General features: G+C 42.1%; 25 protein-coding genes and 4 tRNA genes. 18 read left to right on the top strand and 11 right to left on the bottom strand.

Going from position 1 to position 25,840, the window contains the following annotated elements:
• Window positions 1-118: 118 nt before the first annotated feature.
• The 3 genes from EFE42_RS08970 (at window position 119) to EFE42_RS08960 (ending at window position 2,984) form a co-directional block, all read left to right on the top strand.
• The gene (locus EFE42_RS08970; protein WP_123136916.1) at window positions 119-1,468 is read left to right on the top strand and encodes an MATE family efflux transporter; all 1,350 of its coding nucleotides are present in this window, start codon (window positions 119-121) and stop codon (window positions 1,466-1,468) included.
• A 119-nt stretch (window positions 1,469-1,587) separates the two neighbouring features.
• Window positions 1,588-2,187 carry a YigZ family protein gene (locus tag EFE42_RS08965; RefSeq protein WP_123136915.1) on the top strand — a complete coding sequence of 200 codons (600 nt, stop codon included), beginning with the start codon at window positions 1,588-1,590 and terminating at the stop codon, window positions 2,185-2,187.
• Between the two features lie 434 nt (window positions 2,188-2,621).
• The gene (locus EFE42_RS08960; protein ID WP_233125551.1) at window positions 2,622-2,984 is read left to right on the top strand and encodes a transcriptional regulator protein; all 363 of its coding nucleotides are present in this window, start codon (window positions 2,622-2,624) and stop codon (window positions 2,982-2,984) included.
• Between the two features lie 171 nt (window positions 2,985-3,155).
• Here EFE42_RS08960 and EFE42_RS10925 read toward each other — a convergent pair whose 3' ends face one another.
• Complete coding sequence (locus EFE42_RS10925) at window positions 3,156-3,281, bottom strand: hypothetical protein (protein ID WP_255419080.1); 126 nt, start codon at window positions 3,279-3,281, stop codon at window positions 3,156-3,158.
• Window positions 3,282-3,368: 87 nt separating this feature from the next.
• Here EFE42_RS10925 and EFE42_RS08955 point away from each other — a divergent pair, with 87 nt between their 5' ends.
• Window positions 3,369-4,037 (top strand): HAD family phosphatase, encoded by a 669-nt coding sequence (locus tag EFE42_RS08955; RefSeq protein ID WP_123136914.1) that lies wholly within the window; start codon window positions 3,369-3,371, stop codon window positions 4,035-4,037.
• 4 nt (window positions 4,038-4,041) lie between these two features.
• On the opposite strand, the gene EFE42_RS08950 is transcribed toward EFE42_RS08955, so the two are convergent.
• Window positions 4,042-5,955, bottom strand: coding sequence for a beta-CASP ribonuclease aCPSF1 (locus EFE42_RS08950; RefSeq protein WP_123136913.1), 1,914 nt, complete (start codon window positions 5,953-5,955; stop codon window positions 4,042-4,044).
• A gap of 78 nt (window positions 5,956-6,033) precedes the next feature.
• Window positions 6,034-6,666: an archaeal proteasome endopeptidase complex subunit beta gene (gene psmB, locus EFE42_RS08945; RefSeq protein ID WP_123136912.1), complete on the bottom strand. Its 633-nt coding sequence runs from the start codon at window positions 6,664-6,666 to the stop codon at window positions 6,034-6,036.
• 214 nt (window positions 6,667-6,880) lie between these two features.
• Between psmB and EFE42_RS08940 the strand changes: the two genes are divergently transcribed.
• The gene (locus EFE42_RS08940; RefSeq protein ID WP_199724120.1) at window positions 6,881-7,177 is read left to right on the top strand and encodes a PhoU domain-containing protein; all 297 of its coding nucleotides are present in this window, start codon (window positions 6,881-6,883) and stop codon (window positions 7,175-7,177) included.
• 9 nt (window positions 7,178-7,186) lie between these two features.
• Here the strand turns inward: EFE42_RS08940 and EFE42_RS08935 are convergent, their stop codons facing one another.
• The gene (locus EFE42_RS08935) at window positions 7,187-7,567 is read right to left on the bottom strand and encodes a hypothetical protein (RefSeq protein ID WP_123137007.1); all 381 of its coding nucleotides are present in this window, start codon (window positions 7,565-7,567) and stop codon (window positions 7,187-7,189) included.
• 583 nt (window positions 7,568-8,150) lie between these two features.
• Here EFE42_RS08935 and EFE42_RS08930 point away from each other — a divergent pair.
• The 3 genes from EFE42_RS08930 to EFE42_RS08920 all read left to right on the top strand — a co-directional run bounded on the left by EFE42_RS08930 (window position 8,151) and on the right by EFE42_RS08920 (window position 13,546).
• Complete coding sequence (locus EFE42_RS08930) at window positions 8,151-8,609, top strand: DNA polymerase ligase N-terminal domain-containing protein (protein ID WP_123136911.1); 459 nt, start codon at window positions 8,151-8,153, stop codon at window positions 8,607-8,609.
• A gap of 131 nt (window positions 8,610-8,740) precedes the next feature.
• The gene (locus EFE42_RS08925; protein WP_123136910.1) at window positions 8,741-10,666 is read left to right on the top strand and encodes a hydantoinase/oxoprolinase family protein; all 1,926 of its coding nucleotides are present in this window, start codon (window positions 8,741-8,743) and stop codon (window positions 10,664-10,666) included.
• A gap of 90 nt (window positions 10,667-10,756) precedes the next feature.
• Complete coding sequence (locus tag EFE42_RS08920; RefSeq protein WP_123136909.1) at window positions 10,757-13,546, top strand: DEAD/DEAH box helicase; 2,790 nt, start codon at window positions 10,757-10,759, stop codon at window positions 13,544-13,546.
• A 192-nt stretch (window positions 13,547-13,738) separates the two neighbouring features.
• Here the strand turns inward: EFE42_RS08920 and EFE42_RS08915 are convergent.
• From EFE42_RS08915 to EFE42_RS08905, 3 genes are all read right to left on the bottom strand, one after another.
• Window positions 13,739-13,810 (bottom strand) — tRNA-Gly (locus tag EFE42_RS08915).
• A gap of 11 nt (window positions 13,811-13,821) precedes the next feature.
• Window positions 13,822-13,898: transfer RNA gene (locus EFE42_RS08910), tRNA-Phe, on the bottom strand.
• Between the two features lie 57 nt (window positions 13,899-13,955).
• Window positions 13,956-14,029, bottom strand: a tRNA-Val gene (locus tag EFE42_RS08905).
• Window positions 14,030-14,338: 309 nt separating this feature from the next.
• Between EFE42_RS08905 and mbhE the strand changes: the two genes are divergently transcribed.
• The 9 genes from mbhE (at window position 14,339) to EFE42_RS08860 (ending at window position 21,599) form a co-directional block, all read left to right on the top strand.
• The gene (gene mbhE / locus EFE42_RS08900) at window positions 14,339-16,708 is read left to right on the top strand and encodes a hydrogen gas-evolving membrane-bound hydrogenase subunit E (RefSeq protein ID WP_123136908.1); all 2,370 of its coding nucleotides are present in this window, start codon (window positions 14,339-14,341) and stop codon (window positions 16,706-16,708) included.
• A complete protein-coding gene (locus EFE42_RS08895) occupies window positions 16,705-17,121 on the top strand; it encodes a monovalent cation/H+ antiporter subunit B (protein ID WP_123136907.1) in 417 nt (138 codons plus the stop codon). The genes mbhE and EFE42_RS08895 overlap by 4 nt, the downstream gene beginning before the upstream one ends.
• Entirely contained in the window at window positions 17,118-17,537 is a 420-nt protein-coding gene (locus EFE42_RS08890) for an NADH-quinone oxidoreductase subunit K (protein WP_123136906.1), read from the top strand. Before EFE42_RS08895 ends, EFE42_RS08890 begins: the two co-directional genes overlap by 4 nt.
• Window positions 17,534-19,072 (top strand): proton-conducting transporter membrane subunit, encoded by a 1,539-nt coding sequence (locus tag EFE42_RS08885; RefSeq protein ID WP_123136905.1) that lies wholly within the window; start codon window positions 17,534-17,536, stop codon window positions 19,070-19,072. Before EFE42_RS08890 ends, EFE42_RS08885 begins: the two co-directional genes overlap by 4 nt.
• Entirely contained in the window at window positions 19,069-19,563 is a 495-nt protein-coding gene (locus EFE42_RS08880; protein ID WP_123136904.1) for a Na+/H+ antiporter subunit E, read from the top strand. The genes EFE42_RS08885 and EFE42_RS08880 overlap by 4 nt, the downstream gene beginning before the upstream one ends.
• Window positions 19,560-19,829 carry a cation:proton antiporter gene (locus EFE42_RS08875; RefSeq protein ID WP_123136903.1) on the top strand — a complete coding sequence of 90 codons (270 nt, stop codon included), beginning with the start codon at window positions 19,560-19,562 and terminating at the stop codon, window positions 19,827-19,829. Before EFE42_RS08880 ends, EFE42_RS08875 begins: the two co-directional genes overlap by 4 nt.
• A complete protein-coding gene (gene mnhG, locus EFE42_RS08870; RefSeq protein WP_233564799.1) occupies window positions 19,826-20,233 on the top strand; it encodes a monovalent cation/H(+) antiporter subunit G in 408 nt (135 codons plus the stop codon). The genes EFE42_RS08875 and mnhG overlap by 4 nt, the downstream gene beginning before the upstream one ends.
• A gap of 61 nt (window positions 20,234-20,294) precedes the next feature.
• Window positions 20,295-21,353, top strand: a complete 1,059-nt coding sequence (locus tag EFE42_RS08865; protein ID WP_233564798.1) for an L-threonylcarbamoyladenylate synthase — start codon at window positions 20,295-20,297, stop codon at window positions 21,351-21,353.
• A 6-nt stretch (window positions 21,354-21,359) separates the two neighbouring features.
• Entirely contained in the window at window positions 21,360-21,599 is a 240-nt protein-coding gene (locus EFE42_RS08860; protein ID WP_123136901.1) for a hypothetical protein, read from the top strand.
• 1 nt (window position 21,600) lies between these two features.
• Here EFE42_RS08860 and EFE42_RS08855 read toward each other — a convergent pair whose 3' ends face one another.
• From EFE42_RS08855 to EFE42_RS08845, 3 genes are all read right to left on the bottom strand, one after another.
• Window positions 21,601-22,803: a potassium channel family protein gene (locus tag EFE42_RS08855; RefSeq protein WP_123136900.1), complete on the bottom strand. Its 1,203-nt coding sequence runs from the start codon at window positions 22,801-22,803 to the stop codon at window positions 21,601-21,603.
• Between the two features lie 64 nt (window positions 22,804-22,867).
• On the bottom strand, window positions 22,868-23,428 hold the full coding sequence (locus EFE42_RS08850) for a magnesium transporter (RefSeq protein ID WP_123136899.1): 561 nt from the start codon (window positions 23,426-23,428) through the stop codon (window positions 22,868-22,870).
• Complete coding sequence (locus EFE42_RS08845) at window positions 23,425-24,042, bottom strand: magnesium transporter (protein ID WP_123136898.1); 618 nt, start codon at window positions 24,040-24,042, stop codon at window positions 23,425-23,427. Before EFE42_RS08845 ends, EFE42_RS08850 begins: the two co-directional genes overlap by 4 nt.
• A 101-nt stretch (window positions 24,043-24,143) precedes the next feature.
• Here EFE42_RS08845 and EFE42_RS08840 point away from each other — a divergent pair.
• Window positions 24,144-24,220, top strand: a tRNA-Val gene (locus tag EFE42_RS08840).
• A 587-nt stretch (window positions 24,221-24,807) separates the two neighbouring features.
• Here the strand turns inward: EFE42_RS08840 and EFE42_RS10555 are convergent.
• On the bottom strand, window positions 24,808-25,840 hold a 1,033-nt coding region (locus EFE42_RS10555; protein ID WP_158599222.1), incomplete at its 5' end, for a hypothetical protein.

Genomic DNA, 25,840 nt, shown 5'->3' with positions numbered 1-25,840 from the left:
TTGAGCAGGGGTAAATTTGATATAAAAGTTGCGTACCTATTGCTTTTCCTTCCTGGTAATGATAAAACAGTTGTCAGGCATACATTGGCAAAAGAGGCGAATTGAAAGGTAATAGATAATGCCCAATGAACGCAACATAATGCTGGCACAGGAGAATATTGGCAGCCTGATCGTAAAACTGGCAGCTCCGGCTATAGTCGGTCTTGTAGTTCAGGCCATATATAATCTGGTTGACACAATTTTCATAGGCCGCGGGCTTGGTGAAGATAGTGTACTGGGAATTGCCGGGATTTCAGTGGCATTCCCGGTACAAATGCTGATGCTGGCAATTGCACTTGGCGTGGGAGTTGGGGGAGCATCAATTATCTCCAGGTCCCTGGGCAGTGGAAAGCAGCAGATTGCAGAAAAGACTGTGGGCAACATGGCCACCATGGTAACAGTTGCAAGCTTGCTGTTCACAGTTGCAGGTTTGGCTTTTATGGGAGAGTTGCTCGCCCTCTTTGGTGCCTCTGCTGAAGTGATGCCCTATGCTGCAGACTATACATATTACATCCTGCTTGGAACGGTCTTTTTCACCTTTTCGGCAGCCATGAACAACTCAATCCGCGCCGAAGGAAACACTTCATTTGCAATGCTTATTATGGTCATATCCAGTGTTGCCAACATTGTGCTAGATCCTCTTTTTATATTTGAATTTGGAATGGGGGTAAAAGGTGCTGCTATTGCAACGGTGATCTCGCAGATAATAGGCACCATAATGGTATTCTACTATTACGCCTCCGGAAAAGCCACAGTTCCATTCAGTTTAACCTCCCTGCGCCCTGATATGTCAATCGTAAACGAATCAACATACATCGGGATGTCAGAATTCCTTTTTAACGTAGTGGAAAGCGGCCTTTTCCTTATTTTTAACCAGAGTTTACTCTACTATGGCAGCGATGTTGCAATTGCTGTATTTGGAATTATAATCAAGGTATTCATGCTAACCCTGATGCCGGTCATAGGTATCAAACAGGGTATACAACCAATCTTTGGTTTCAACTACGGGGCAAACCAGATGCAGCGCGTGAGGAGAACGATTTCCCTTTCTACCTACCTGGCCACAGGACTCAGTCTGATCTTTGCAATCGTTGTTTTCATCATACCCGAGCAAATTATAGGTGTTTTCAGCAATGACCCTGTGCTTATAGAGATGGGCGTGCCCGCAATCAAGATATGTTACATAATGATGCCCTTTATCGGAGCACAGATCGTAGCAACAGCCCTTCTACAATCGCTGGGCAAATCCAAGGAATCCCTGTTTGTGACTCTGTCGCGGCAGGTAATCTTCCTTCCGCCCCTATTGATCATACTACCAATGTATTTCGGTCTGACCGGCATATGGCTATCACTGCCAGTTTCAGATTTTCTTGCATTCGTGGTGGCTGTAATCTTTCTGCAAAGGGAATCAAAAAAATTGGAAGTTTGACCTCTTGTTGCATTATCGACCTGTATTGAAATAACAAGTATATATTATCAATAAAGACCACGAATTGATTATGGTTTTATAAGGAAAGATGCAATTAAAGAACAATCAAAAGTGGTTTAATGTCCCTTATAAAAACGATACATGGCAATGGATTAGCCATAAACGAATTTAAAAAATCCAGATTCATAGGTAACGCATTTCCGGTTGCAAACGAAACTGAAGCAAAGCATTTTGTGCAAGACATCAGACAAAAGTATCCCGATGCCAACCATAATGTATTTGCATACCGTATCACAGGTGACGGAAACCTGATTATGAAATATGATGATGACGGAGAGCCTTCGGGAAGTTCTGGCAAACCTGTTTTCAAAATCCTTGAATTGAAGGGACTTGATAATGTTGTGGTAATAATTACCCGATATTTTGGCGGAATCAAACTTGGCTTTGGCGGACTATCCCGTGCTTACAAACAAACCGCGATTGAGGCTATAGATGATGCTGGTATTGTTGAGCAGAGACCCACAAAGGAAATGAAAATCATAGTGGACTATAGGAATATTCAATTTGTAAAGCATATGTTTGAAAATACTGCAACAATCCTGGACGAACACTATTCAGATGTGGTGGAAATAGTAGTTGCTGTTGCAGAAGACAAAATTGATGGACTGGAAAAACTGATTAATGAGAAAATTCCAGACACTCAGATAAACCGGCTTTAAAAGAAAAAAAGAAAACAAATTCACCCATAAAAAGGAAATGCAATCTCTGATTTAAAGGACAATAATTACACCAACTTCTCTATAATAGATCTACAACCAACATTTGGCAAACAATCCCGCATCCAGGATTATTTTTAATATTCATACAATATTTTTACTGCTATGTTTACATGCATACGACGCTATCGTCGTAGATGAATAGCAGGATGAATAGGCAAGGGTATATACGCCTGTTGGGATCAGACGCAGAGATGAAATATTCAAATTGTGTTTCTTATTAAATTTTATTCATGGATGCCAATTTGACGAAAAATATATAAACCATGTGTCATATAATGGCTTATATAGAAGTGGTGGTATCGAAGAAAAAATATTCCAATTACCTTTGGGTATAATTCTTCGACAAACGATATGAAAGGAAGGATTAGATGTACATGACAAGAATAAACGAGTCCGATGAAGAGATGATAGAAGCATTTAGAGGCCTTGGAGTTTCACGAAACCTGGCAACTACTATTGCTTACTTAAAAAATGTTGACGAAGCTTCATCTCTGGATATTGAGATGAATACAGGATTGCGACAACCTGAAGTAAGTGTTGCAATGCGCTCCATGAGAAAGAATAACTGGATCGAGGAAAGCAGCAAAAAACTAAACGGCAAAGGAAGGCCTACAAAGATTTACAGTCTTGCAGCTCCTCTCAACAAGATCGTCAGACATTTTGAAGATAAAGTGAAAGAAGAGAACGATGCAAGGCTCACCCTCGTCAAGAGGCTGAGATCACTTTCCAAAGACTAATTTTTTATATTTAGTAGAGAGGCAACCGGCCCACCTTAATGGCCGGTTGAGCCTTTTTTGAATCAATAATGTTTCTTGATATATGTCAAGAATGTTCAACTACTTTTCTAAGGTCATCCTGAAATGCAGAAAACAGACTGCAAAAGGGATAACCTCACATCAAAAAAGCTTTTATTCCGAAAATTCACCACCTTCCGATTTGAGGTCATCCAGATTTTCCTGAATGAGTTTTTCCTCAAGGTTTTCATTTTTTTTCGCACCCTTTCTCTCTATATCCCTTTTGTTGAACTTAGACATGCGAATTCACCATAATAACATGGGACCTGTATAGTTATAATCTTTTCGAACAAACCTTTTAATAAGCTAGAATAATACTCAACCGTGATGGATACCACTGCAATACCTGAAAACTTAGAGGCAATCATATCAGATGTCGATGGAGTGCTGGTAGATTCGATGTCATTCCATGCACAAGCCTGGAAAACTTCATTCAAAGAAGCAGGGATAGACATCGAAAAAGAAGAAATATATATTCTCGAAGGTTCAAACCACATAGGAATTATAGAAAAGATATTTGAAAAGCAAGGAATGGTGCCTACTGAAGAGGATCTTGAGCAGATACATGAAAGGAAAAAAGAACTTTTTTTCAAAAACCAGAAAGCATATGTATTTGATGGAATGGATGAAACTTTCAAATCCCTGCAAACAAAGTTCAAACTGGCAGTAGTCTCAGGATCCGACCGTGCCATTGTTGAAACACTGATGGGAAAATTCTACCCCAAAATATTCAATACAATTATTGCAGGAACAGATGTAAAGAAGGGCAAACCCGATCCTGAGCCTTATTTGACTGCTGTGCAAAGGCTTGCAGTAAAAAAAAATAAATGCATTGTCCTGGAAAATGCGCCCCTAGGGGTTGAAGCCGCAAAGAATGCAGGATTGTTTTGCATTGCAGTTCCAACCTATGTCAGCGCTGATCATCTCAACAAGGCAGATATTGTTGTGAGAGACCACAGGGAACTTGTAGAGCACCTATGCAGCCTCCTTGATTAAAGCTTTATACCAATCTTATAGTTTCCAGGTTGGTAAGAGCCCTTGTTTCAATTTTCTTTCTTTTATGGACAGCACTTGCAAGATCTATGCACGAGCGTTCATCACCGTGCTCTGTGAAAACACGTTCTGGTTGTGGTTTCATGCGCTTGAAAAATTCCATGAGTTGCTTGCGGTCCGAGTGACCGGAGAAACCATCCACAATCTCAACATCCATGTTCATTCGCACGGTTTCTGAACCCTTGCCTCCGGAAGACAGAGGGATTTCCTTCCAGCCTTTCTGGATACGGCGACCCATAGTTCCATCGGCCTGATAGCCAACAAACACTAAAGTATTCCTCTCATTTGGTGCAAAGGCTTTGAAATATTCCATGACCGGTCCGCCACTCATCATACCGGAAGTCGACAGGATCACACATGGATGTGGATTTTCAATGATATTTCTCCTGAGCTCATTGGAGTCCACAGGTTTGAAGCATTCTGAGAGGAATGGATTCTGTCCTTTCTGGAATATCAGGCGCCTCAGGTCATTATTTAGGTATTCCGGATAGGTAGCGTGGATGGCAGTCGCCTCCCATATCATACCATCAAGATAAACCGGTATCTCATCAATAATTCCTTTCCTGATAGCTTCCTCTATGACAATCATAACTTCCTGGCTTCTTCCTACAGCAAATGCAGGAATCAGCACAACACCCTGTCGTTCTATAGTTTCCTTGATAATTCTTTGCAGGTTCTTTTCGGCATCTTTCAATGCAGGCTGCATAGAATTAGAGGCCCCATAAGTTGATTCCGTAATAACGGTCTCAACCCGGGGGAACTTGTTTACTGCAGGATTGAAAAGACGTGATGGCCCATATTTGAAGTCCCCGGTTATTACCACATTATGCAAACCATCCCCTATATGGAAATGGGATACTGCAGATCCAATGATATGGCCTGCATTGTGGAACGTAAGTTTGATGTCAGGGGCAATATCAGTCACTTCTTCGTATTCCAGTACGATGCTGTGCTTTAATGCATTACGTACATCCGCAGATTCATATGGGACCCGTTTTCCATCTTTGGCGGCCACGTCGATAAAGTCCAGTTCAAGCAGGACCATCATGTCTCTGGTGGGATGAGTACAATAAATTGGTCCATCATAACCATATTTATAAAGAAGAGGCACCAGACCCTGATGATCAAGGTGTGCATGGGTAATAACTACCGCATCAATCTGGTTTAATGGCTGTACTTCAGGAATGTAAAGATAAGGAGTCATATCATCGTCGGAACCTACATTGACACCACAATCGATCATAATCTTGGATTCCGGAGTGGAGAGCAGGAAACAACTTCTCCCCACTTCACGACAGCCACCAAGAGATGTAAGACGTACCCACTGATCCTTGGAAGTACATTCCCTGTGAATTTTCCTTCCGATTGTTTTAAGGATATCCTTTCTATCGGAATGGTTCTTTTTCATGAATTCCCGTATATTTTTCACAGTACGGGATTTTATCGGCGGAGTCCTGACAACTTTCGGGGTCCAGCCTACCTTTTTGGTTATTTCACGAAGGGTTTCCCCATGCTTGCCTATTACAAGGCCGGGTTTTTCCGCTTCAATTATCACTTCCCCGACATCCGGAGCAAAATCATAATTTGTAACTCCTGAATCTTCGGGAACGGTTTGATTAATAAGGTCGATAGATTCTTCTGGTGCCAAAAGTACCTTTGGATCAGGCCGAACAACTATTCTGGTTCTTAAAGTTTTGGCCAGGGTCCGTACGATGTTTCCATTATCAGCAAATTTTCGGGGTTCTTCTGTATATACCACAAGCTGAGGACCCTCAAATTCTACATTTGAAATTGTAGTGCCAGCCGGAAGATTCTTCTCGATTTTTTTCTTTAATCCTTCTAGGATATCTTCTATGACCATTAAAAATGCCTTCCTGTATTATAAAAAAGTAGAAAATATGGGAAAGAGTATTTTAAAAAATAAGATGAATAAGGTAGCTTATTTCAGGTTTTCAAGTATTTTGTCCACCTCTCCAGTCTCAATCCTATTATAGCCATCCGCGGTTATTTTGACAACATCGATACCATTTCCAGAAGCTGAATCTCTTTTCATGGCATTGTAAAGAGCACGGACTGCAAGTTCCATACCCTCTACGACATTGATACCTTCATGATAGCGATCTTCAAGAACACCGTAAGCCATCGGTGAACCAGAGCCCGTAGCAACGGCCTTTGTCTCCTCAATATTTCCACCCATCGCATCGAGTGAAAATATGGCAGGTCCATTCTTATCTACGCCACCTATCAGGAGTTGTACCATTAGAGGGAAATAGCGTTGCCCACCAAGGATGTTGGAGAGTAAAGTTGTGAGGCCTTTGATGGTTATTGATTCCTGTCTCCTCATTTTATAGAGTTTGGATTCCACACTAATCATCCGCACAAGTTGCTGGGCATCACCTACCGAGCCAGCAGTGGTCATCCCGACCAGGTCATCGATCTGGTAAATCTTCTTTGCGGTTTTGCTGGCTATGAAGTTGCCCATAGTTGCCCTTTTTTCAGTGGCAAGAACAACTCCATCACTGCAAACTATGCCTACAGTGGTCGTGCCTTTTAAATGCTTGTCATTATCCATCAGTATACCTCAGCAAAAAACGAGAAATCAATTTGTAAAAACACACCTATGGTATAGGGTAATACAGTAGATGATTGGCAATTTACCTATATAAGGGTTTCTGTTGAAGAGATGTCGCACTACTAATTACGTTCATTGTAAACAGATAAAACGAATCATAATGGATCAACAGCAACTAATCCAAAAACACAAACATTGATTCCATGTGATTGAAATGGAAAATGAAGTGGAACCTGATGACCCCATATTCAAGATGGCAGAAGATGTTCAGACTATCTTCAAGCAGTCCATAGCCCTGCTTTCAAATCTCGATCCCATGGAAGCAAACATGGTCATAAAGAATGCAAAGAAAATTTCCCGGGAAGGCACTGAATTGTACAAGAATAAACAGTCAGACACCAACTCACACCAATTTGGCTTCATTGTGGAAAGCCTGCAAAAGATTACTGAATACAGTGGCGATATAGCAGAGATATCCATTAATATGAGTACAAAGGACTTGAACACATAATTTACTTTTTTAGGACCAGACTATCAAACTGGTTTGGGCCAGCATAACCATCAAATTATTTACTACAAGTACAATACCCAAAACAGCAATCGCAAATTTGGACGTATTCCACAGAAGTGAGCTCGAGGACAAGCCGGATTGCCTGATGAGTTTGTAGTTCAAATAAATAATCATAATAAAGAGAAGTTTCAAAAGCAAAAAGGCCCCCATGCCAAATTCCGCCAGTACGAATGCTATAAATCCGTTTTGCTCGACCCCGAAATTCAAGGCTCCAATGGTGGTAAGGAAATCCCCGAAGACATAGAATAGGATAATGTATTTGATGTCAGAAAGGAAAACAAACAGATCCTTTCCTGAATACTCAAAGGCAGATGAGTCGAGGAAATCCATAAAGAGAGTGTGTATGGACATTAGTATTAATTTTATGTACACATATTAAGCAACAATGTTCATGGAATTCACATTTAAACTCATAAAAAAGAATGAGCACACAGGTATCAAGATGTATAAAGGCCATGAAGTCCAAACCTTCATCGGAAAATAGTTCTGTTTACAATGGGAAGTATTTAAAATTAATAAATATATATATATATATATATATATATATATAGAGAGAGAGAGAGAGCAGCATGGGCTCGGGCAAATCATTGATAATTGGTCTTTTTGCAGACAGCAGGTGCAACATTGAGAGTCGGAAGCACTGTGGTTCTTATACTGATGGAATTGAATCTTTTAAAAAAACAGGAAATCGATTAGATCCTGCCAAGTACTAATCCTATACAATCATTATAGACGGGTTTATTTACCCCCTAGAAAATGGACATATCCGAACGTGTATAGCGCACTGGGATACCTTGCAACTACACTTTTTCTTGTAATTTACAAGTAATCAAAATGAAAAAGTCAAAAGCGAGATTGAAAGCCCCATATAAGTGCAATATCCTATTATAGCTTTTTACTCATATTTTTATTTATGCTAGAAGAATACAGGAAAAAAAGAGATTTCGACAGGACATCTGAACCTGAAGCCAAAGAAACTTCCAGGTCCAATGAGCCTATTTTTGTAATACAGAAACATGATGCCAGCAATCTGCATTATGATCTCAGGCTAGAGATTGATAGCGTGCTGAAAAGTTGGGCAGTCCCAAAACAACCTCCAAAAAAAGCCGGAATCAAGAGACTTGCCATACAGACGGAAGACCACCCAATGGAATATGCCGATTTTGAGGGCGAAATTCCTGAAGGACAATACGGAGCCGGCAAAGTTGAAATATGGGACAGGGGGAATTATGAAGCGATAAAGATTGAAGACAAGGAAATCATCGTCACATTAAAAGGAAAACAATTGACTGGCGAATATGTTCTTGTTAAAACAAAGTACGGCAAGAACGATAAGGGCTGGTTATTTTTCAAGAAGAAAATCGATAACTGAATCCGCCTGCCCTATACAAATAATCATAAAAATACACCCATCCCGGATATTTAAAAACACATCGATCCCCGGAAGTCAAATGTAAAAGCTTTTATACATACCGGAAAATCTCCTTTTGGAGTGAAAGGAAAATGCAATACAGCCTGGGAATTGATGCTGGCGGAACGTACACGGATGCAGTTCTTATCCGTAACCGGAATGGGAAAGTCGTAGACAGGGCTAAATCCCTTACTACCTATCCGGACCTCATTATGGGCATACATAACGTTTTGGGATTGCTGAACAGGGAATATATGGAAAACATAAACCTGGTGTCCGTATCCACAACACTTTCCACAAATACCCTCCTGGAAAAAACCGGTGCATCCGCCTCCCTAATCCTTATCGGTGATCATCCCCTGGAAAGGGAACTTGCTGCAGAGAATTATGTATTCATAGCCGGAGGACACGACCAAAACGGTGAAGAGTTGACACCCCTGGACATGAAAAAAGTGGAAGAACATATCAAAAAAGTGCAAGGCAACGTTTCGGTATTCGCAGTTTCTGCCTATTTTGGAACCCGTAATCCAGAACATGAACTTAAGGTGAAGGATAAAATTCTCGAACTTACCGGCAAACCTGTTGTATGCGGCCATGAGCTTTCCCAGGAACTCGGAGCCTATGAACGAGCTGTCACTGCCCTTCTCAATGCCCAGCTTATTCCTGTTACTACAAAATTCATCCGCTCAGTCATCCATGAAATCGAAAAACTCGGAATACAGGAAAAAATGCTGATGTTGCGTTGTGATGGGTCTGTGGTCAATATAGAGGATGCTCTGCATCGGCCAATAGAAACTATTTTTTCCGGACCTGCCGCAAGTCTTGTGGGTGCTTCTTACCTGGCAGACCAGAATACATGTGCCGTTATGGACGTTGGAGGCACAAGCACCGATGTTTCTGCCATCTACAAAGGACTACCGGAATTAAAAACAGAGGGGGCTACAGTTGGTGGATGGAAGACAAGGGTCAAAGCAATCGACATGGAAACTTCTGCCATGGGAGGAGATAGTCACATATGGGTTACTAAAAAGAGCATTAATATCGGACCCAGAAGAGTAATACCCCTCTGTGTGGCTGCTACACATCACCCACACCTTATAGAAATCCTGAGCAAACAGGCACCTACATTCCGTGTAATGGAAAATGAAAATTTCCAGCCAACCCGCTTTTTTATGAAGAGTCAACCGGACCACCAATATATTGACCCACAAGAGAAGGAAATCCTGGACTTACTGGATGAACAGCCAGTTCCCATACAAACCATTTCTCATCAACTGAATGGGATGCCTTCTGCAAATGTACTGGATTCCCTGGTACAGAAAAGACTTGTCCAGCCAATAGGATTCACCCCGACAGATGCCCTGCATGTACTGGGAGATTATACGGAGTGGAACGTGGAAGCTTCCGAAAAAGGGGCAGAGATGCTTTCAAAACTTCTCAGGAAGGACAAGATAGAGTTGTGTGAAAATATCAAGGAAATGTTTGCAAAAAATATGTCAAGGGAACTGATTCACTTCCTGTTGCCGGATGTTAATGAAAAAGTAATCATGGACATACTTAACGGCAAATATCCCGCACGGTTAAACCTGGATATTCCTGTGGCCCTGGTCGGGGGACCGGTTAAGGCTTACGTGGATGAAATACAAAAAATATTGATCGCAGACATAAAGGTACCTGAAAGTTTCGAAGTTGGTAATGCAGTAGGAGCTCTTATGGGAAAAGGGATCAAACGCGTGGAAATTATGATCAGGCCACATTCCCTGCAACGACCTGAAGAGGATTTTCTTGTATTTGCACCCGGGCAAAGAAAGCAGTTCAAGAAATACGTGGACGCGCTGGATTTTGCAAGAAAGACCGGAGAAGATACTGTAAAAGGATACATGAACAAATGCCGTATAGATTCTGACAGGGTGAAAATCACGTTTGAAAAGAAAACCGTGGTCCCGGATAGCTGGCATCACCCACCAATGGAAACACGCCTGATAGTAATGGGCGTGGGCACCCCTAACATCGGATAAACATAAGAATAAACAATCCTCTATACCACCCCAACCAGCTTGCCGTCAGGATATGCACATTTATTCAGGGGAAGGTAAGAGGAACAAACAATGGATATTGAAAAAATACTTTCCAAAATAACATCATCCCGGGGCTACGAAGGGCAAATCGTACACAGTGAATCCATAAAAGAAAGACAGGGAAAGTATGATAATGTCGATATCAAACCATTGCTCAGGTTCGCCCTGCATGAAAGAGGAATTAAAAGACTATATTCTCATCAGACAGAAGCCATTGAGAAGATCAGAAATGGTAAAGACATCGTACTGGCAACCAGTACGGCCAGCGGGAAATCCCTGGCATATACAATACCTGTTTTTGAAGAAATAATGGACCACTCTGACTCCACTGTCCTTTATATATCACCCTTAAACGCCCTTGCCAATGATCAGCATTCAAATTTTGTGAAACTGAGAGACGTACTGGGAGAAAATATTGACATTGCCCGTTTTGTAGGCTCATCCTCAAAAGAAGAGAGATGGCAGGCAAAAGCCGATGCAAATATAATTTTTACCAATCCCGAAATGCTGCATATGAGTGTACTGGGCTGGAAACAGCAATGGTACAGAGTATTATCCAACCTGAAATACATAATCCTCGATGAAAGTCATTATTACACCGGAGTCACCGGCAGCAACATGGCAAATCTGTTGCGCCGCCTGCAGAGAATATGCGACCACTACGGCTCCAATCCCCAATACATATGCTGCAGTGCCACCATTGGCAACCCCGGGAAACATGCATGCACCCTGACTGGAAAAAATGTGAAAGTTATTGACAGGGATGCTTCGGGCAGGGGAGCACAGAATTTCGTATTCTGGAACCCTCCGGCATACTATAACAAAAAGGGTTATTTCATGCGCAAAAGCAGCTTTACAGATTCAAACCGGTTGTTTACCACATTAATACAGGAAGGATTGCAAACTATTCTTTTTACGCGTTCCCGCCAGAAAATGGAGAGAATGTACCTCCAATCAAAAAATGAATTGCAAAACAGGGGTTTGAAAGAAAGGATTGCCCCTTATCGTGGTGGCTATAGCCCGGAAGACAGGATTCTCATAGAAAAACAATTGCAGAATGGCACCCTTAAGGGCGTCCTTTCAACAAATGCCCTGGAACTCGGCATTGATATCGGAGGACTTGACGGTTGTATCCTTGATGGATTTCCCGGCACTATAATGAGCACCCGACAGCAGGCCGGAAGAGCCGGCAGAGGAGAGAACGAAAGCATGGTGATACTTGTGGCCGGCCAGGATGCCCTGGACCAGTATTACATGCGCAATCCAGAGAAATTTTTTGCAAAATCTTGCGAGGATGCTGTCATTAATCCTGAAAATACCTACATCCAAACGGGACATATCCTGTGTGCAGCAAAAGAATTACCCCTGCAACAAGAGGAGGAGAAGTATTTCGGTAGCGGAATACGGGATGTTGTTGACGTCCTGAAGGAAGAAAAATTGCTTGCAGAAAATGAAAAGGGTACAATCTGTCTTGATAATCATCCCCATGGACAGGTGAACATAAGGGGAGCCGGAAGGAACGGATATTCCCTTATAGATATCACAGGTGGCAAGAGAAAAATTATTGAAAAAGACCTGGAACGCTCAATGGCTTTCAGGGAAGCATTTGAAGGAGCCATCTATATCCATATGGGAAATCCCTATGTTGTGCAAAAAATGAACCACAGCAAGAAAGAGATTCTTGTAGAGAAGGGTAAAGCTGATTATTATACCAAACCAATGGTTGCCTCCGAGATATTCCTGAGGGAAAAATACGAGGAAAAAAAGCCCGGGAAACTGGATAGTATTACCATCGGTTTGGGAAGGGTCGAGGTTGTCGAACAGGTAACAGGTTTCCGTAAAATACGGCACGGATCGGATGAGGAGATGGGCAGGAAGGAAATAGAAATGCCACCATCGTCCCTTGAAACAGAAAGTTTGTGGATAGACCTGCCTGCAGGCTATGAGGAAATGGTGAATAAGCAGAAACGGGATTTCGCCGGTGGTTTGCATGCAATTGAACATGCAATGATAGCAATGTATCCGGTACATCTGCTTGCAGATCGCAATGATGTCGGAGGAGTATCCACACCTGCACATGGAGACCTGGGAGGAAGAAGCGGGATCTTCATCTATGATGGTCATGAAGGAGGCGTTGGTTTTGCAGAGAACGGTTTTGACAAAATTGAAGAAATGCTTGATGTTACCTTAAAAGCAATCAAGGGATGCCCCTGTGAAGAGGGATGTCCTTCATGTATCCAGTCCCCGAAATGTGGCAATAACAATGAACCACTGGATAAACATGCGGCTATAATGATAATGCACGGAATACTTGGATTGGAGAAATACATCCCTCCTGCAAAGAAGGAAGGAAAAACCGTCTCAAAATCACAGGGCAAACTTTCGGCAAATAATACAAGCAACACAGATGCATTAAACCGTGCCCGAAGCAAATTGCGGAATAAGAAAAAAGCAAGTGTTGAAGAACTGATAATACAGGGACAGGAATGCAGGACAGACCACAAAAAAGCCTATGAATTGTTCAGTAAGGCACTGGAGATGGAACCGTCCAACAAAAATGCCCTTTTCAATAAAGGAGTGGCCTGTATACAGCTGGGCAAGTATTCCCAGGCAAACAGATGTTTTGATACCCTTGTGCAGCAAGGCATGAACAAACCTATAATCTGGGAAATGAAGGGGAGGGCTTTTCATGGGATGCACAATTACGGGATGGCTGTACAGATGTACAAACAGGCACTTGGATTGCACCCCGAAAATAAGGATGATGTAAAACGGCTTCAAGGATTGCTTGGAAAAGCACGCAAGAGTGCAAATGGCTGATAAATATTTTTAGTAGACAGTCATTCACCCTTAAGTATATTTTTATCCGTATATAAATGACTTAATAGCAAAATCCTGCTATACAACTTCAAAAAATATACTAAAATACATTACAGTAGAAAAAATACATAAGGAAATTTATAGGATAATATAACAGACCAAACTAAAGGATAAAAAGATGAAAAATAGTTATACATCAGCCGGGATTCGAACCCGGGTTCGAGCGTTGGCAACGCCCGGTGATAACCACTACACTACTGATGTTCATACTGAATTGGTGCCCAGACCCGGACTCGAACCGGGGACAACTGCCTCTTCAGGGCAGCGCTCTCCCAAACTGAGCTACCTGGGCATTGGGAGCACCACATACATGTGGTTTTTTTATTTAAACATATCGCAATTTAGGAAGTGGGCCCGCTGAGAGTCGAACTCAGGATCCCCGCCATGTCAAGGCGATGTCATAACCTACTAGACCACGGGCCCATTTTGCTTATCAGACATCTACAAAAACGCAGACGCCCTGTACCTCAGGGCCACCCTGAAGCACTCTCCCTATACAGATTTAACCTATATATATTTTGTTGCTCCCCAAAGAGGTATATATAAAGAAGACAGCGCCATCAGGCCATAAAATCTGACAAAGCAAAATGAATAATAATTAAGAACCGCGGTCTGACTTCAATAAAAAAAAGGTGAAGAAGAACAATACATAAATACGATCAAATGGACTTAACAAAAATATTTATTGATCATGAACAACAGTTATATATTGGAATTTAATTAAGGAGAGGCATGGAGTCCTTTACGGCAATCATACTGGCTATATTTTTACCCTTTGCCGCGGCGATATTCATACCGCTGCTGGAAAAGTTCCTAAAGCACAGGATCGGTTGGTTTGCAGCAGGAATTGCCCTCCTGAGTTTTGCATTAATAGGTATAGTAGCTCCCGAAATAATTCATGGACATATAATACAACATTCAATTGAGTGGATGCCAAGCATCGGTGCAGAATTCAGCATTTATGCCGATGGACTGGCTATGATGATCGGATTCATAGCATCCGGTATCGGTGTAATCATAATGTCCTATTCCAATGGGTACATGTCCCACAAAGAAGACCTCCCCCGTTATTACCAGTACATGCTCTTATTCATGGGGTCCATGATCGGTATGGTCTTTGCAGGGAACACACTCCAGCTCTTCATATTCTGGGAACTCACCAGTATCACATCATTCATGCTTATCGGTTATTGGAGAGATAAACCCGCTTCCATCTACGGGGCCACAAAATCCCTGCTGCTCACAGCAGGTGGCGGTCTTTTCATGCTGGCAGGATTTATCCTGCTACATACTATTACAGGCACCTATGATATCGCTACTATTCTCCAGAACCCCGCCATAATTGAAAACATCAAAGCTCATCCTTTCTTCTTAATAACACTGATACTTATCCTGATAGGTGCAGCTGCCAAATCCGCACAGGGGCCCTTTTACATATGGCTTCCAAATGCAATGGAGGCTCCCACACCAGTCAGTGCTTTTTTGCATTCTGCCACGATGGTTAAAGCCGGAATATATCTGGTAGCCAGGGTACACCCCATATTTTCAGGTACAGAAGCCTGGTTTATTCTGGTAAGTGGAATAGGCATATTCACAATGCTGCTTGCGGGATTTTTGGCATTCCGCCAGACAGACATCAAAGCAATCCTGGCATATTCAACTATCAGCCAGCTGGCATACATGATGACAATGTATGGTTATACATCCTACCACGAACCCGGTTTAGGAGTGGCAGCAGCAACTTTCCATCTTCTCAATCATGCAACTTTCAAAGCGTGTCTTTTCCTGGTAGCAGGCATTGTTGCACACGAAGCAGCCACCCGGGACATACGCAAACTCGGTGGTTTGCGAAAAGACATGCCGATTACCTTTATTATTGCATCTATAGCAGCCCTTGCAATGGCAGGAGTGCCTCCACTTAATGGTTTCCTTAGTAAGGAAATGTTCTATGAAACCTCGGTTGAAATGGGGCACATCATAGGAGGACCTTTCACATTCCTTATACCGGCAGCAGCAGTACTGGGAGGCGTGTTCACCTTTGCTTACTCCATCAAACTTATCGACGGGATATTTCTGGGAGAAAAACATCATGGCCACCTGCCCGAGCATGTGCATGAACCACCGTACACGATGCTTGTTCCCGCAGCTTTCCTTGCAGGGCTTGTTATCCTGTTTGGTCTTGTCCCTTCGATTCCGGTTCACAATATAATTGAACCTACAACCGCGGGAATCGTGCTCGAGGAAGTACATCTGCATGTTAAACTCTGGCACGGTTTTACACCGGCCCTTTTCATGACAGTAATCACTTTCATAGCAGGCCTGACAATTTACACACGTTATGATAGTATAGCGGCCTGGCAGGACAAGTTTAATGCAAGATACCCCTGGATAAGTGTGAACTATTACTATGACAGGATTGTTGATGGAGCAAAGGGAAGTGCAAAGGGATTTGCCAACTTCACCCAACCCGGCAGCATAAAGCTCTACATCTATGCTATATTATTTTTAATGGTCATACTGTTTGCCATACCAGCATTCATGATGGCAACACAGGTATTCCCTGCCAACCTCAATTTTGACATTCCCCCTTACGAGGCACTGATATTGACCCTTATGGTCATTGCATCAGTTGCAGCAGCAACCCTGCATAGATACCTTCCTGCCGTAATAGCACTTTCTGCAGTTGGTTATATGGTCAGCTTAGTATTCATATATCTCAAAGCCCCCGACCTTGCTCTTACTCAGGTACTTGTGGAAACTCTGGCAACAATAATATTTTTGCTTGTAATAGCAAGGGTACCCCAGACATTCAAAGAAAAAATACCAAAAACCACTTTGATAAGAGATATAGGAATTTCATTTACTGTTGCTGCAACTGTATTGGTCCTATTACTTAATGCAACAAAGGGCATAGCACCACCATTTGAATCCCTGTCCCACTATTTCCTGGAGAACAGTGTAAAACTTGCAGGAGGGCATAATGTTGTAAATGTCATCCTTGTAGATTTCCGTGGCTATGATACCCTGGGAGAAATATCAGTATTATGTCTGGCAGCACTTGGGGTCTATAATCTTATAAAGAGCAGAGGTGAAGGAGAATGACTACATTAATCACAAAGACAATTACAAAAATCTGTATCCCTCTTGTAAGTTTATTTTCTATATCCCTTTTATTGGCAGGGCACAATAATCCCGGAGGAGGATTTATCGGTGGTGTAATGTTTGCCTCTGTAATTTCCCTTACCTACGTAGTATTTGGTTTAAATTACACCAAATCATTCTTTAATCCTTCCTGGGACAAATTATTCGGGGCAGGATTACTCATTGCTTCATTGACCGCTTTTGGGGCAATACTCTACGGAAACAATTTTTTCAGGAGTTCAATCAAATTTGTAGATATCCCCCTCTACGGTGAAATAGAGTTGGCATCAGCCACCCTCTTTGATATTGGAGTATATTTTGTCGTAATTGGCACTCTGCTACATATATTCAAAAACGTGGGTGAAGATAAATGAACAATACAATATTATCGATTACAATAGCCCTGATATTTGGAATTGGAACCTTTTTAATCCTACGCAGGGACATCATAAAAATCATCATTGGTTTATCCCTGATTTCCCATGCAGTAAACATGCTAATCGTTTCAACTGGAGTATTTGATGGTGAAAAAGCTCCTATAATAACAGACGTCCATCATGGTTCTGGCAGCGGGATAATTTTTACAGATAAATTATCAGAAGGTATACTTGCACCAATTGCACCTTCTGGAGTGGAAACCCCTTTCGTAGATCCCCTTGTCCAGGCTCTTGTATTAACAGCTATTGTAATCAGCCTTGCGACTACTGCATTTATACTTATACTGGCCTACCGCATCCATGAAGAATACGGTACCACCGACGTAAGGAAACTCAGGAGGCTGTGGGGATGAATATTCAAGAGCATCTGCCAATACTTGTAGTTGCAATACCCATACTTATGTCAGCATTAATGATTATGCTGCGTTCCAGACCAGCTCTCCAGAAAACCCTCAATATAATTGTATCAGCATCCATATTATTAATGAGTATTATTCTCCTCTTGCAAGTATGGAACAGTGGAATACAGGTTTACGAGGTTGGGGAATGGGGCAAATATGGAATCGTGCTTGTTGCCGACCTGCTGGGCTCCGGGATGGTCGTATTGAGTTCAGGGATATCCCTGCTTGCGCTTATATATTCCCTTGACTACATCGAAGGTAAGTCCCTGAATACAACATATCATTCTCTTTTCAATCTCCTTGTAGCAGGCCTGAATGGTACATTTCTCACAGGGGATATTTTCAACATGTTTGTGTTTTCCGAAATACTCCTTCTTTCATCGTGCGGACTGGTAGTAGCTTCGGAAAACGGAGGTGTCACAAAAGTTTCCGATAAAATGGAGGCGACCTTCAAGTATCTCATCTTGAACATAATCGGATCAATGGTAATGCTGATTGCAGTAGCTTCCCTGTATGCAACAATGGGAACCCTGAACATGGCAGATTTGTCTGTCAAAATAGCTACACTGAGTGATGCAGGAACTATGCCCTGGCATATCTATTTCATTGCTTTGCTGTTTATCATCGTTTTTGGTAACAAGGCAGCCATATTCCCTCTTCATTACTGGCTACCGGATGTCCACCCGACAGCCCCATCACCCATAAGCGCCATGCTTAGCGGTGTTATGATCAAGGTGGGAGCATACGGAATTCTCCGGGTATATTTCCTGGTCTTTAAAGATGCACTGTTTTTACTACAACCAATTATCATCCTGCTTGCATTGATTACCATAGCAATAGGGTCCATTGCTGCTGTCGGCCAGAAAGATGTCAAAAGACTACTTGCCTATTCCAGTGTCAGCCAGATAGGTTATGTTTTCCTGGGGATTGGAATGGGAACAGCTTATGCCCTTGCAGCTTCTTTGGTCTATCTTGTTAATCATGCAATTGCCAAATCCATGCTTTTCCTGACCTCCGGGGGAATTATTCACCATGCCGGAACAAGGGATATGCATCAGATGGGAGGAATGGCCAAAAGTGCGCCTTTGATGAGTAGCATGTTCCTTATAGGAGCAATGTCCATTGCAGGATTGCCGCCGCTGGGAGGTTTTATAGCAAAATTTGTCCTTTTTGATGCGGCCATGTTGGGAGAATATTATTTGCCAGTGCTTATAGGATTTGCATTCGCAGTTTTTACAATATTCTACATGTTCAGGGCATGGTTACTCATGTTCTGGGGTGAAGCAAGGGATTCAAAAAAATATGGCCCGTATCCATCACATGGACTTTCACCAATGATTACAGTACCAATAATTATACTTGCAGCCGCTGTACTCATCCTTGGTGTGTATTCAGAACCATTGATAGCCCTTTCAAGTGAGATTGCAAATCAGCTCCTTGATCCACAACCATATATCAACGCAGTACTCGGAGGGAGCGTAAGATGAAGAGGTATGTTCTGTATTCAATTGCACTTGGCTTTGTCTGGTGTTTTGTTCATGGTGTCGTAAACCTGAGCAATTTCCTCATAGGTGCCATGATCGGACCATTCCTGATCAGGCCATTTAAGGAACTCTATAGTTTCGGGGAGGAAATTTCTTACAGGGAAAAATTAAACCGCATACCAAAACAGATACATTATTTCTCCATACTAATAGTTGAGATTGTAAAGGCAAGTATTGTTGTAGCAAAAATCGTACTGCAACCAAAAATCGATATAAAACCTGGCATTATAGCAGTTCCCATCAGAGCAAAAACAGATGTTGGTATTACAGCTATCGCAAACACCATCACTCTGACGCCTGGAACCCTTACTATTGATGTATCTAATGACAAATCTGCATTGTATGTACACTGTATTGACATCGACAATGCAAAGGAAATACGTGATTCCATAAAGGACGATCTGGAAGAATATGTACTGGAGGCCTTCGAATGAACACAATCCATTTGCTTGACATAGCACTTATATTCATGGTATTATCAATTATCCCCTGTATCCACAGGATTATCAAAGGTCCTACCATCCCCGACAGGGTTATTGCAGTGGATGCCCTTGCAACAGTAATTGTGGTTATGCTGGGCGTTTATTCTTTTGTCCAGGAATCTGTGTTCTTCATGGATGTAGCCCTTGTGATTTCGATTATAGCCTTTGTTGGAACCGTCACAATAGCAAAATATCTGGATGAGGGAGTGGTATTTTGAATAACATAACATTTATACAGGATATTCTTAGCAATTTTTTCTTCATCGCAGGAATGTTCTTTGTATTCCTGGGAATGCTGGGACTTTACCGGCTCCCTGATGTATACAACCGGCTTCACGCCACAACGAAAATCGGTACGCTGGGAGCCTTTGGAGTAATGATGGGAATCGTTGTAAAACTTGGGTTCGGACCCATGGGAATTAAAGCAATTACTGTCGGTCTTTTTCTTCTTTTGACAGCTCCCGTAGCAGCTCACATGATCAGCCGGGCTGCTCACCGGCACGGAGTTGGACTTTGCGAAGAATCAACGTTAGATGACTACGGTAAAACCTATTGTCCAATGAATTCCAGCTGTGCGGTTAAACATGAAGAAACTATTGAAGATGAACATGATCAAATGTGAAAGTTAAAAATATAAGATAAGCCTGTCTTGATATAGGGAAGAAATGGATCAAGTACCCCATATGCAAAAAAAAACAGAGATTATGAGGATTGCTGAAGAAACAGCAGACGATATATTCAAAGAGGCAGGAAAACTGTTGCGGGAAGGCAAAACTGTTGCCTTCCCTACAGAAACGGTTTATGGACTGGGAGCCGATGCACTTAACCCACAAGCTGTAGAGCAAATATTTAAAGCAAAGGGCAGACCTGCTGATAATCCCCTTATAGTCCATGTATCAAATCAGGATCAATGCAACCAACTTGTGAGCACTTTCACCCCGATTGCTAAAAAACTTGCAGAATGCTTCTGGCCGGGACCCCTGACAATAATTCTCGAAAAAACAGATATGGTGCCTTATATAACTACAGGCAGACTTGACACCGTAGCAATCCGCATGCCTGCCAACCAGATTGCCCAAAAGATTATAGAAGCAGCCTGCAAGCCGATTGCTGCCCCCAGCGCAAACCTTTCAGGTAGACCCAGCCCCACAACTGCATCCCATGTCGAGGAAGACCTGCAAGGCCGAATCGATGCAATTGTGGACGGAGGGGAAGTAGAAATTGGTGTGGAATCCACAGTCGTCGATGCACGCGGAGAGGTCCCGGTGATATTACGCCCGGGAAAGGTATCTGCTGAAGATATAAAGCGATGCACAAACACAGAGGTATGTATTGGATATGCAAAAAAGAACGATATGGAAAACCCTCTTTCACCCGGCATGAAATATACCCATTATTCACCTTCTGCAAAGGTTATACTTGTGCAGGGAAATGCAAAAGATGTATCTGCAAAAATTGCATACCTTGTTGGAGAAACCAATGAAGAGCAGAAAAGGGCAGGATTGTTACTTACAGAAGAGATCCAAAACGACTTCCCGTTGGAAGAAAAATTATCTATAGGCCAGGCAACCAAACCCGAGACAGCAGCAAAACGTATTTTTGCAGGATTAAGAGAGATGGATTCAAAAGGTATGGATTTGATAATTGTAGACGGGTCTTTTACTGAAAAAGGGATTGGAGCTGCAGTCCTTGAGAGACTGCAAAAAGCAGCTGATATGATTATAACCACACCATGGATGTGAACACCTATGAAGGATGAGAAAAAAGAATATCTTGCACACAAGCAGATGTATCAAAGTACCGTTAAAAGAAATAAAAAGATCGGCCTGGCAAACATGTTTGTCCTGGCTACAGGCCTTGCATTAAAATATTTAGGCAGACCGGATATCGGTGAGCATTTTATCTGGCTGGGAATTGTAATCCTTCTGTATACGTTCGGCTCCAACATGTTGGCAAAAAAAGAAATGCAAAAGCACCAGCCAAAATGAGTCAGTCCTCTCTCACCGGGCAGGCGCACATTTCCAGCAGAGCCTCTTCCCCGGTGCGGGAACCACGTCCTATAAGGATGTCCCCACCCTCAACGCGGGTGCGGCCACTTGGACTGTAAAGCCATCTGCCTGCTCTTTTTACAGCCATTATGTGGACTCCTGTCTCCGTGGCAAGCTGCAGTTCTCCAAGAGTGTCACCGACAATCGGAGAACAGTCTTCCACTACAACCCTCGTGATAACTTCATCCGAACCCCTGACAGCAAGAGTAATTATGGGGTGCAGTTCTATATCCCTGAGCACCGTATCAGCAATACCATACGCAGCATCAGAGATGGCTTCAGACGCATTGGCAAGATGTAATAACCCCTTGAGCTCGTCAACATCAGAAACGTGTTTTGCGGTTTCAAGTACCCAGTGCTGGAGATCATATTTCATGACATCCATCTCAGATTCAATGGCACGCACCTCTTCTGCTATGTCATTATTGTCGTAGAGTATTGCAAAATAAGCAAGTCCTACAGACATTTCCGCCATGTTTTTCATGTCTACAATAATATCCACGGCTCTTTCCAGATCTCTTAATAGCCGCTCGTGTGAATTATCCCGCAAAACATACTCTTTGTTGGTGGCAAGTTTGATCAGAAGTGGGACCCCTTCATCATGTCCTCGTGCAAACAGGACATCCCCGGAACGTATGCGGGTTGAATGATCCGGATCGTATATCCAATCATTCTGGCGCCTGATAGCAATAAGCCACATCCCGGTTTCAGTATCCAGTTCAAGATCACCCAGTGTATAGCCACCCATGCTGGAATCATCGCTTACTGTTACCCTCAGGATAGTTTCTTCAGCTTCTCTGAGTGCCATTTTTAGTTCCAGCGGAATACCCATTTGCATCAGGACTATTTGGGCTATATCAGCAGCTGCATTTGCAATTTTTTCAGAAGATGAAGCTACCTGAAGCACACCTGTCATTTCTTCGGCTTCCTCAACACGACGGGTGCTTAACATTGCAGCCATGTTCATGTGATAGTAGTAAGTATCCATCCTCTCTTCCAAGCGGAGGACTTCCTCAGCAATATCCTCATCGTCATAAACCATAGCAGAGTAAGCAAGATCTACCATCAGTTCTGACGTGTCTTTCATTTGAATAAGAAGGTCTTTAAGATTAGTTGGGCTGTATTTGATCTCCTTGGGACACATGATTCATTCTACCTTTGTTAACTAAAACTAATTCGCGAATATAAAAACATAATCATTATTAGTGTCAGACAAACTCCAACAATGCTATAACTCCAAATATGGCAGAGATCCCTACAACATCACCGATAGTTGCAATTATAGGAATAACGGTATCATCCGGATCAAGCCCGAATTTGTGAGATGCAACTGCTACAATCAATGTTACTGCATACACTATGACCAGTTCTACCAGGCATGCCAGTACAGAGATGCTGAAAAGACTTGTAAACTCTATACCGTTGTAAACAATCATACCCACAATCCATACCACTACACTCAGGAAGCAGGAAGCGACAATACCTACAATAAAAGCGGCTATCAGGCTATTGCGTACAACAGGATTCTTATGGATACGTGTGGTACCAAGACCCATATGAAAAGCCGAGGCCAGCCTTGCTCCAAGCATGCTTCCAGTGTCCCCACCTATTTTTATCAATGCGGGTATCAGGAGTAAAAGGATAGGAAATGAGATCAAACTATCCAGATGCGAGTTCATGATCTGACCTGCAAAAAGGCCGATGAAAGAAGTAAGGAAAAGGATCGGAGCACTGCTTTTTACAATACTCCCAATGGTGTAATAACTCATATTGCCAACACCACCTTTGCAGAAAGAAATAGCATGAACATAGACACGATATCACCGATAGTTGCTATAGAGGGTGTGACTACATTATCCGGGTCAAAGCCAAACCTGAACATGCCTATGGCAAAAAATGTTGCTATTACAGAGAGAATCAAACCTGAAGACAAACCTGCCATCACGGCTATTAATGTAAGGGTTAAAGCCCCTGCACTTTCCAGACCCAGTGCAATTGTCATAAAATGACCCAACAAACCCAGTACAAAAGAGAGCAACAAACTGAGCAAAAGAGAACCCCCAATATTGTTGAGCAATTCAGGATTGCGCTCTATTTTCGTGATCAGACCCATATGTATTGCACTGCCCAGGCGGGAGCCCAGGGTAGAGGAGATGTTACCCCTCATTCCAAGCACTGCCGGAGTTATCACTAACAGACCGGGAATTACCTGAAGTTCTTCTGTCATACCGGAAAGAATGAGGCCTGCAACAACACCTCCTACAGTAGCAAGAAGCTCAAAGGGAAGAACTTCCCTGACAATCGAACCGATGCTTGCATAATCCCCGAGATAATAAGCTTCTATATCTTCTTCATATTCATAATCTTCAGGGGCTGAATCCATCAAAACCTAATCAAATGTTACTATTATAAAAAGAATGGCATTCCATACATCAAAAATGATATATACAACTTGTAACATCTAGGGGATGCAAACGCAGGCAGGGGCCCGTGGTCTAGCCGGTCATGACATCGCCTTTACACGGCGAGGATCCTGAGTTCGAATCTCAGCGGGCCCACCAGACTTTTTATCGTCTTCTGATATTGATTTTTCAAGATTGTTAAACTTATTTTCCAGATATTCTACTCTTGTCTCGAGGGCAGATTTGGTAGTTGGTTGTATAACTTCTATTTCACTATCAAAATCTTCGTCCAGCGAGATTATGAATAATGGAGTGCCTTTGTTGTCGATTTTGAAAATATGTGCAGTTTCTCCTGTAAGATGTGCGTATGATTGTGGCAACCTGATCAGTGGGTAAACTATGTTTTTTTCGGGTGATGCTTTGTGATTTTAGATTTTGCGATTAATTTCATCAACTACTCCCTTCCTAATAAGAAATAGTTGTACAACATTTGTATAACTTATTGTTGCCTCATAGTTACAAGAATTTGTAAAAACTAAAATGATATTGACAATGAATACGTCCCCAGGATTTACTTGTTTTCTGCTAAAAAATCAATTTGAATATGAATCTAACATATTCTTAATTAAGATTTAATGACCTACAGGCAAAAAGCAAAAGCACATCTATAGATATGCTTCTTCTGTAAATGTAACAAAATATTCCTGAAAAAAGTAAAAAAGAACTCTGGCAAATCACCAGAGTTTTTAGTCTTCTCTCTGCCTTTTCCTAAAGACAATCACAAATATTGTAAGCAATACCAATACTCCTATTCCAATGAACAGGTTTTGAATATTGTCACCCTCATCTGATTTTGGAACATCGTCAGTCATCTGTCCGGCTGAATCAGATGTGGTATCTTCCTCACTTTCGGATTCAGGAGTTACAATCTCTTCATCCAGGTCTTCTTCTGTACTCTGAGACCTGTTTTGAAGCATCTGTAACTTTAGATAGGCAGGCAGTCCGTCATCAGATTCGGAACCTGAATCATACTTGTAATCTGCAGTCACTGTAAAGGGTGAGAAACCTGGGATATCCCTTACAATGAAGTAGGAATAAGTCCCATCATTTCTGAGAAGTTCAGGTTCGTACGATTGCCATCCAGTAGTATTCTTATGTTTCAGATAGACAGTATCAATTAGCAGAGAACCGCCACCAACATTATTCAGAACCTTGAACTCGATACTTCTGTTCTCACTTCCATTATTTACAAGGGTTTCATTATTGAAACTGATATCCATGTACTGATACACTGAATCTTTCGCGAAATTAAGCTCTGATTCATTGAGTGCAGAAGCATTCAGTACTTCTACCTTTATCTGAATACCTTCGGTTTCATTGCTGGTATTGAATGACACGAAATCGATGCTACATTCAATTCCAGTCTTCTCGGAGGTCTTGTTGCTGGTATTGAAACGTACATAATATTCACCACCAGATTCATTTACTTCTGGAGTTGTGTTGATTACCTGATCGATATCATCTGCATCTTCTGCGGATGAATTTGTTACAGTCCATTCCCATGAAAATACATCAGTTCTGCCAATACTCTCATTGCTGACATGTGCCGAGATATTGTACACATCCATGAAGAAGTCATCCTGATCGATGTGCTGGCTGGTATTCACATTGCAATAAGACAGATGAGCAGAATCATCGGTATTGTTGTTGTACAGCGTTACTCCTGAACCATTCAGTGGTGTACCATCAATGAACCATTCATAACTGGAATACAGTGTA

Origin of the sequence: Methanohalophilus sp. RSK, assembly GCF_003722075.1 — an archaeon.
In the GTDB taxonomy this organism is placed as follows: Archaea; Halobacteriota; Methanosarcinia; order Methanosarcinales; family Methanosarcinaceae; genus Methanohalophilus.
This window is presented reverse-complemented; position numbering and strand designations above follow the sequence as displayed.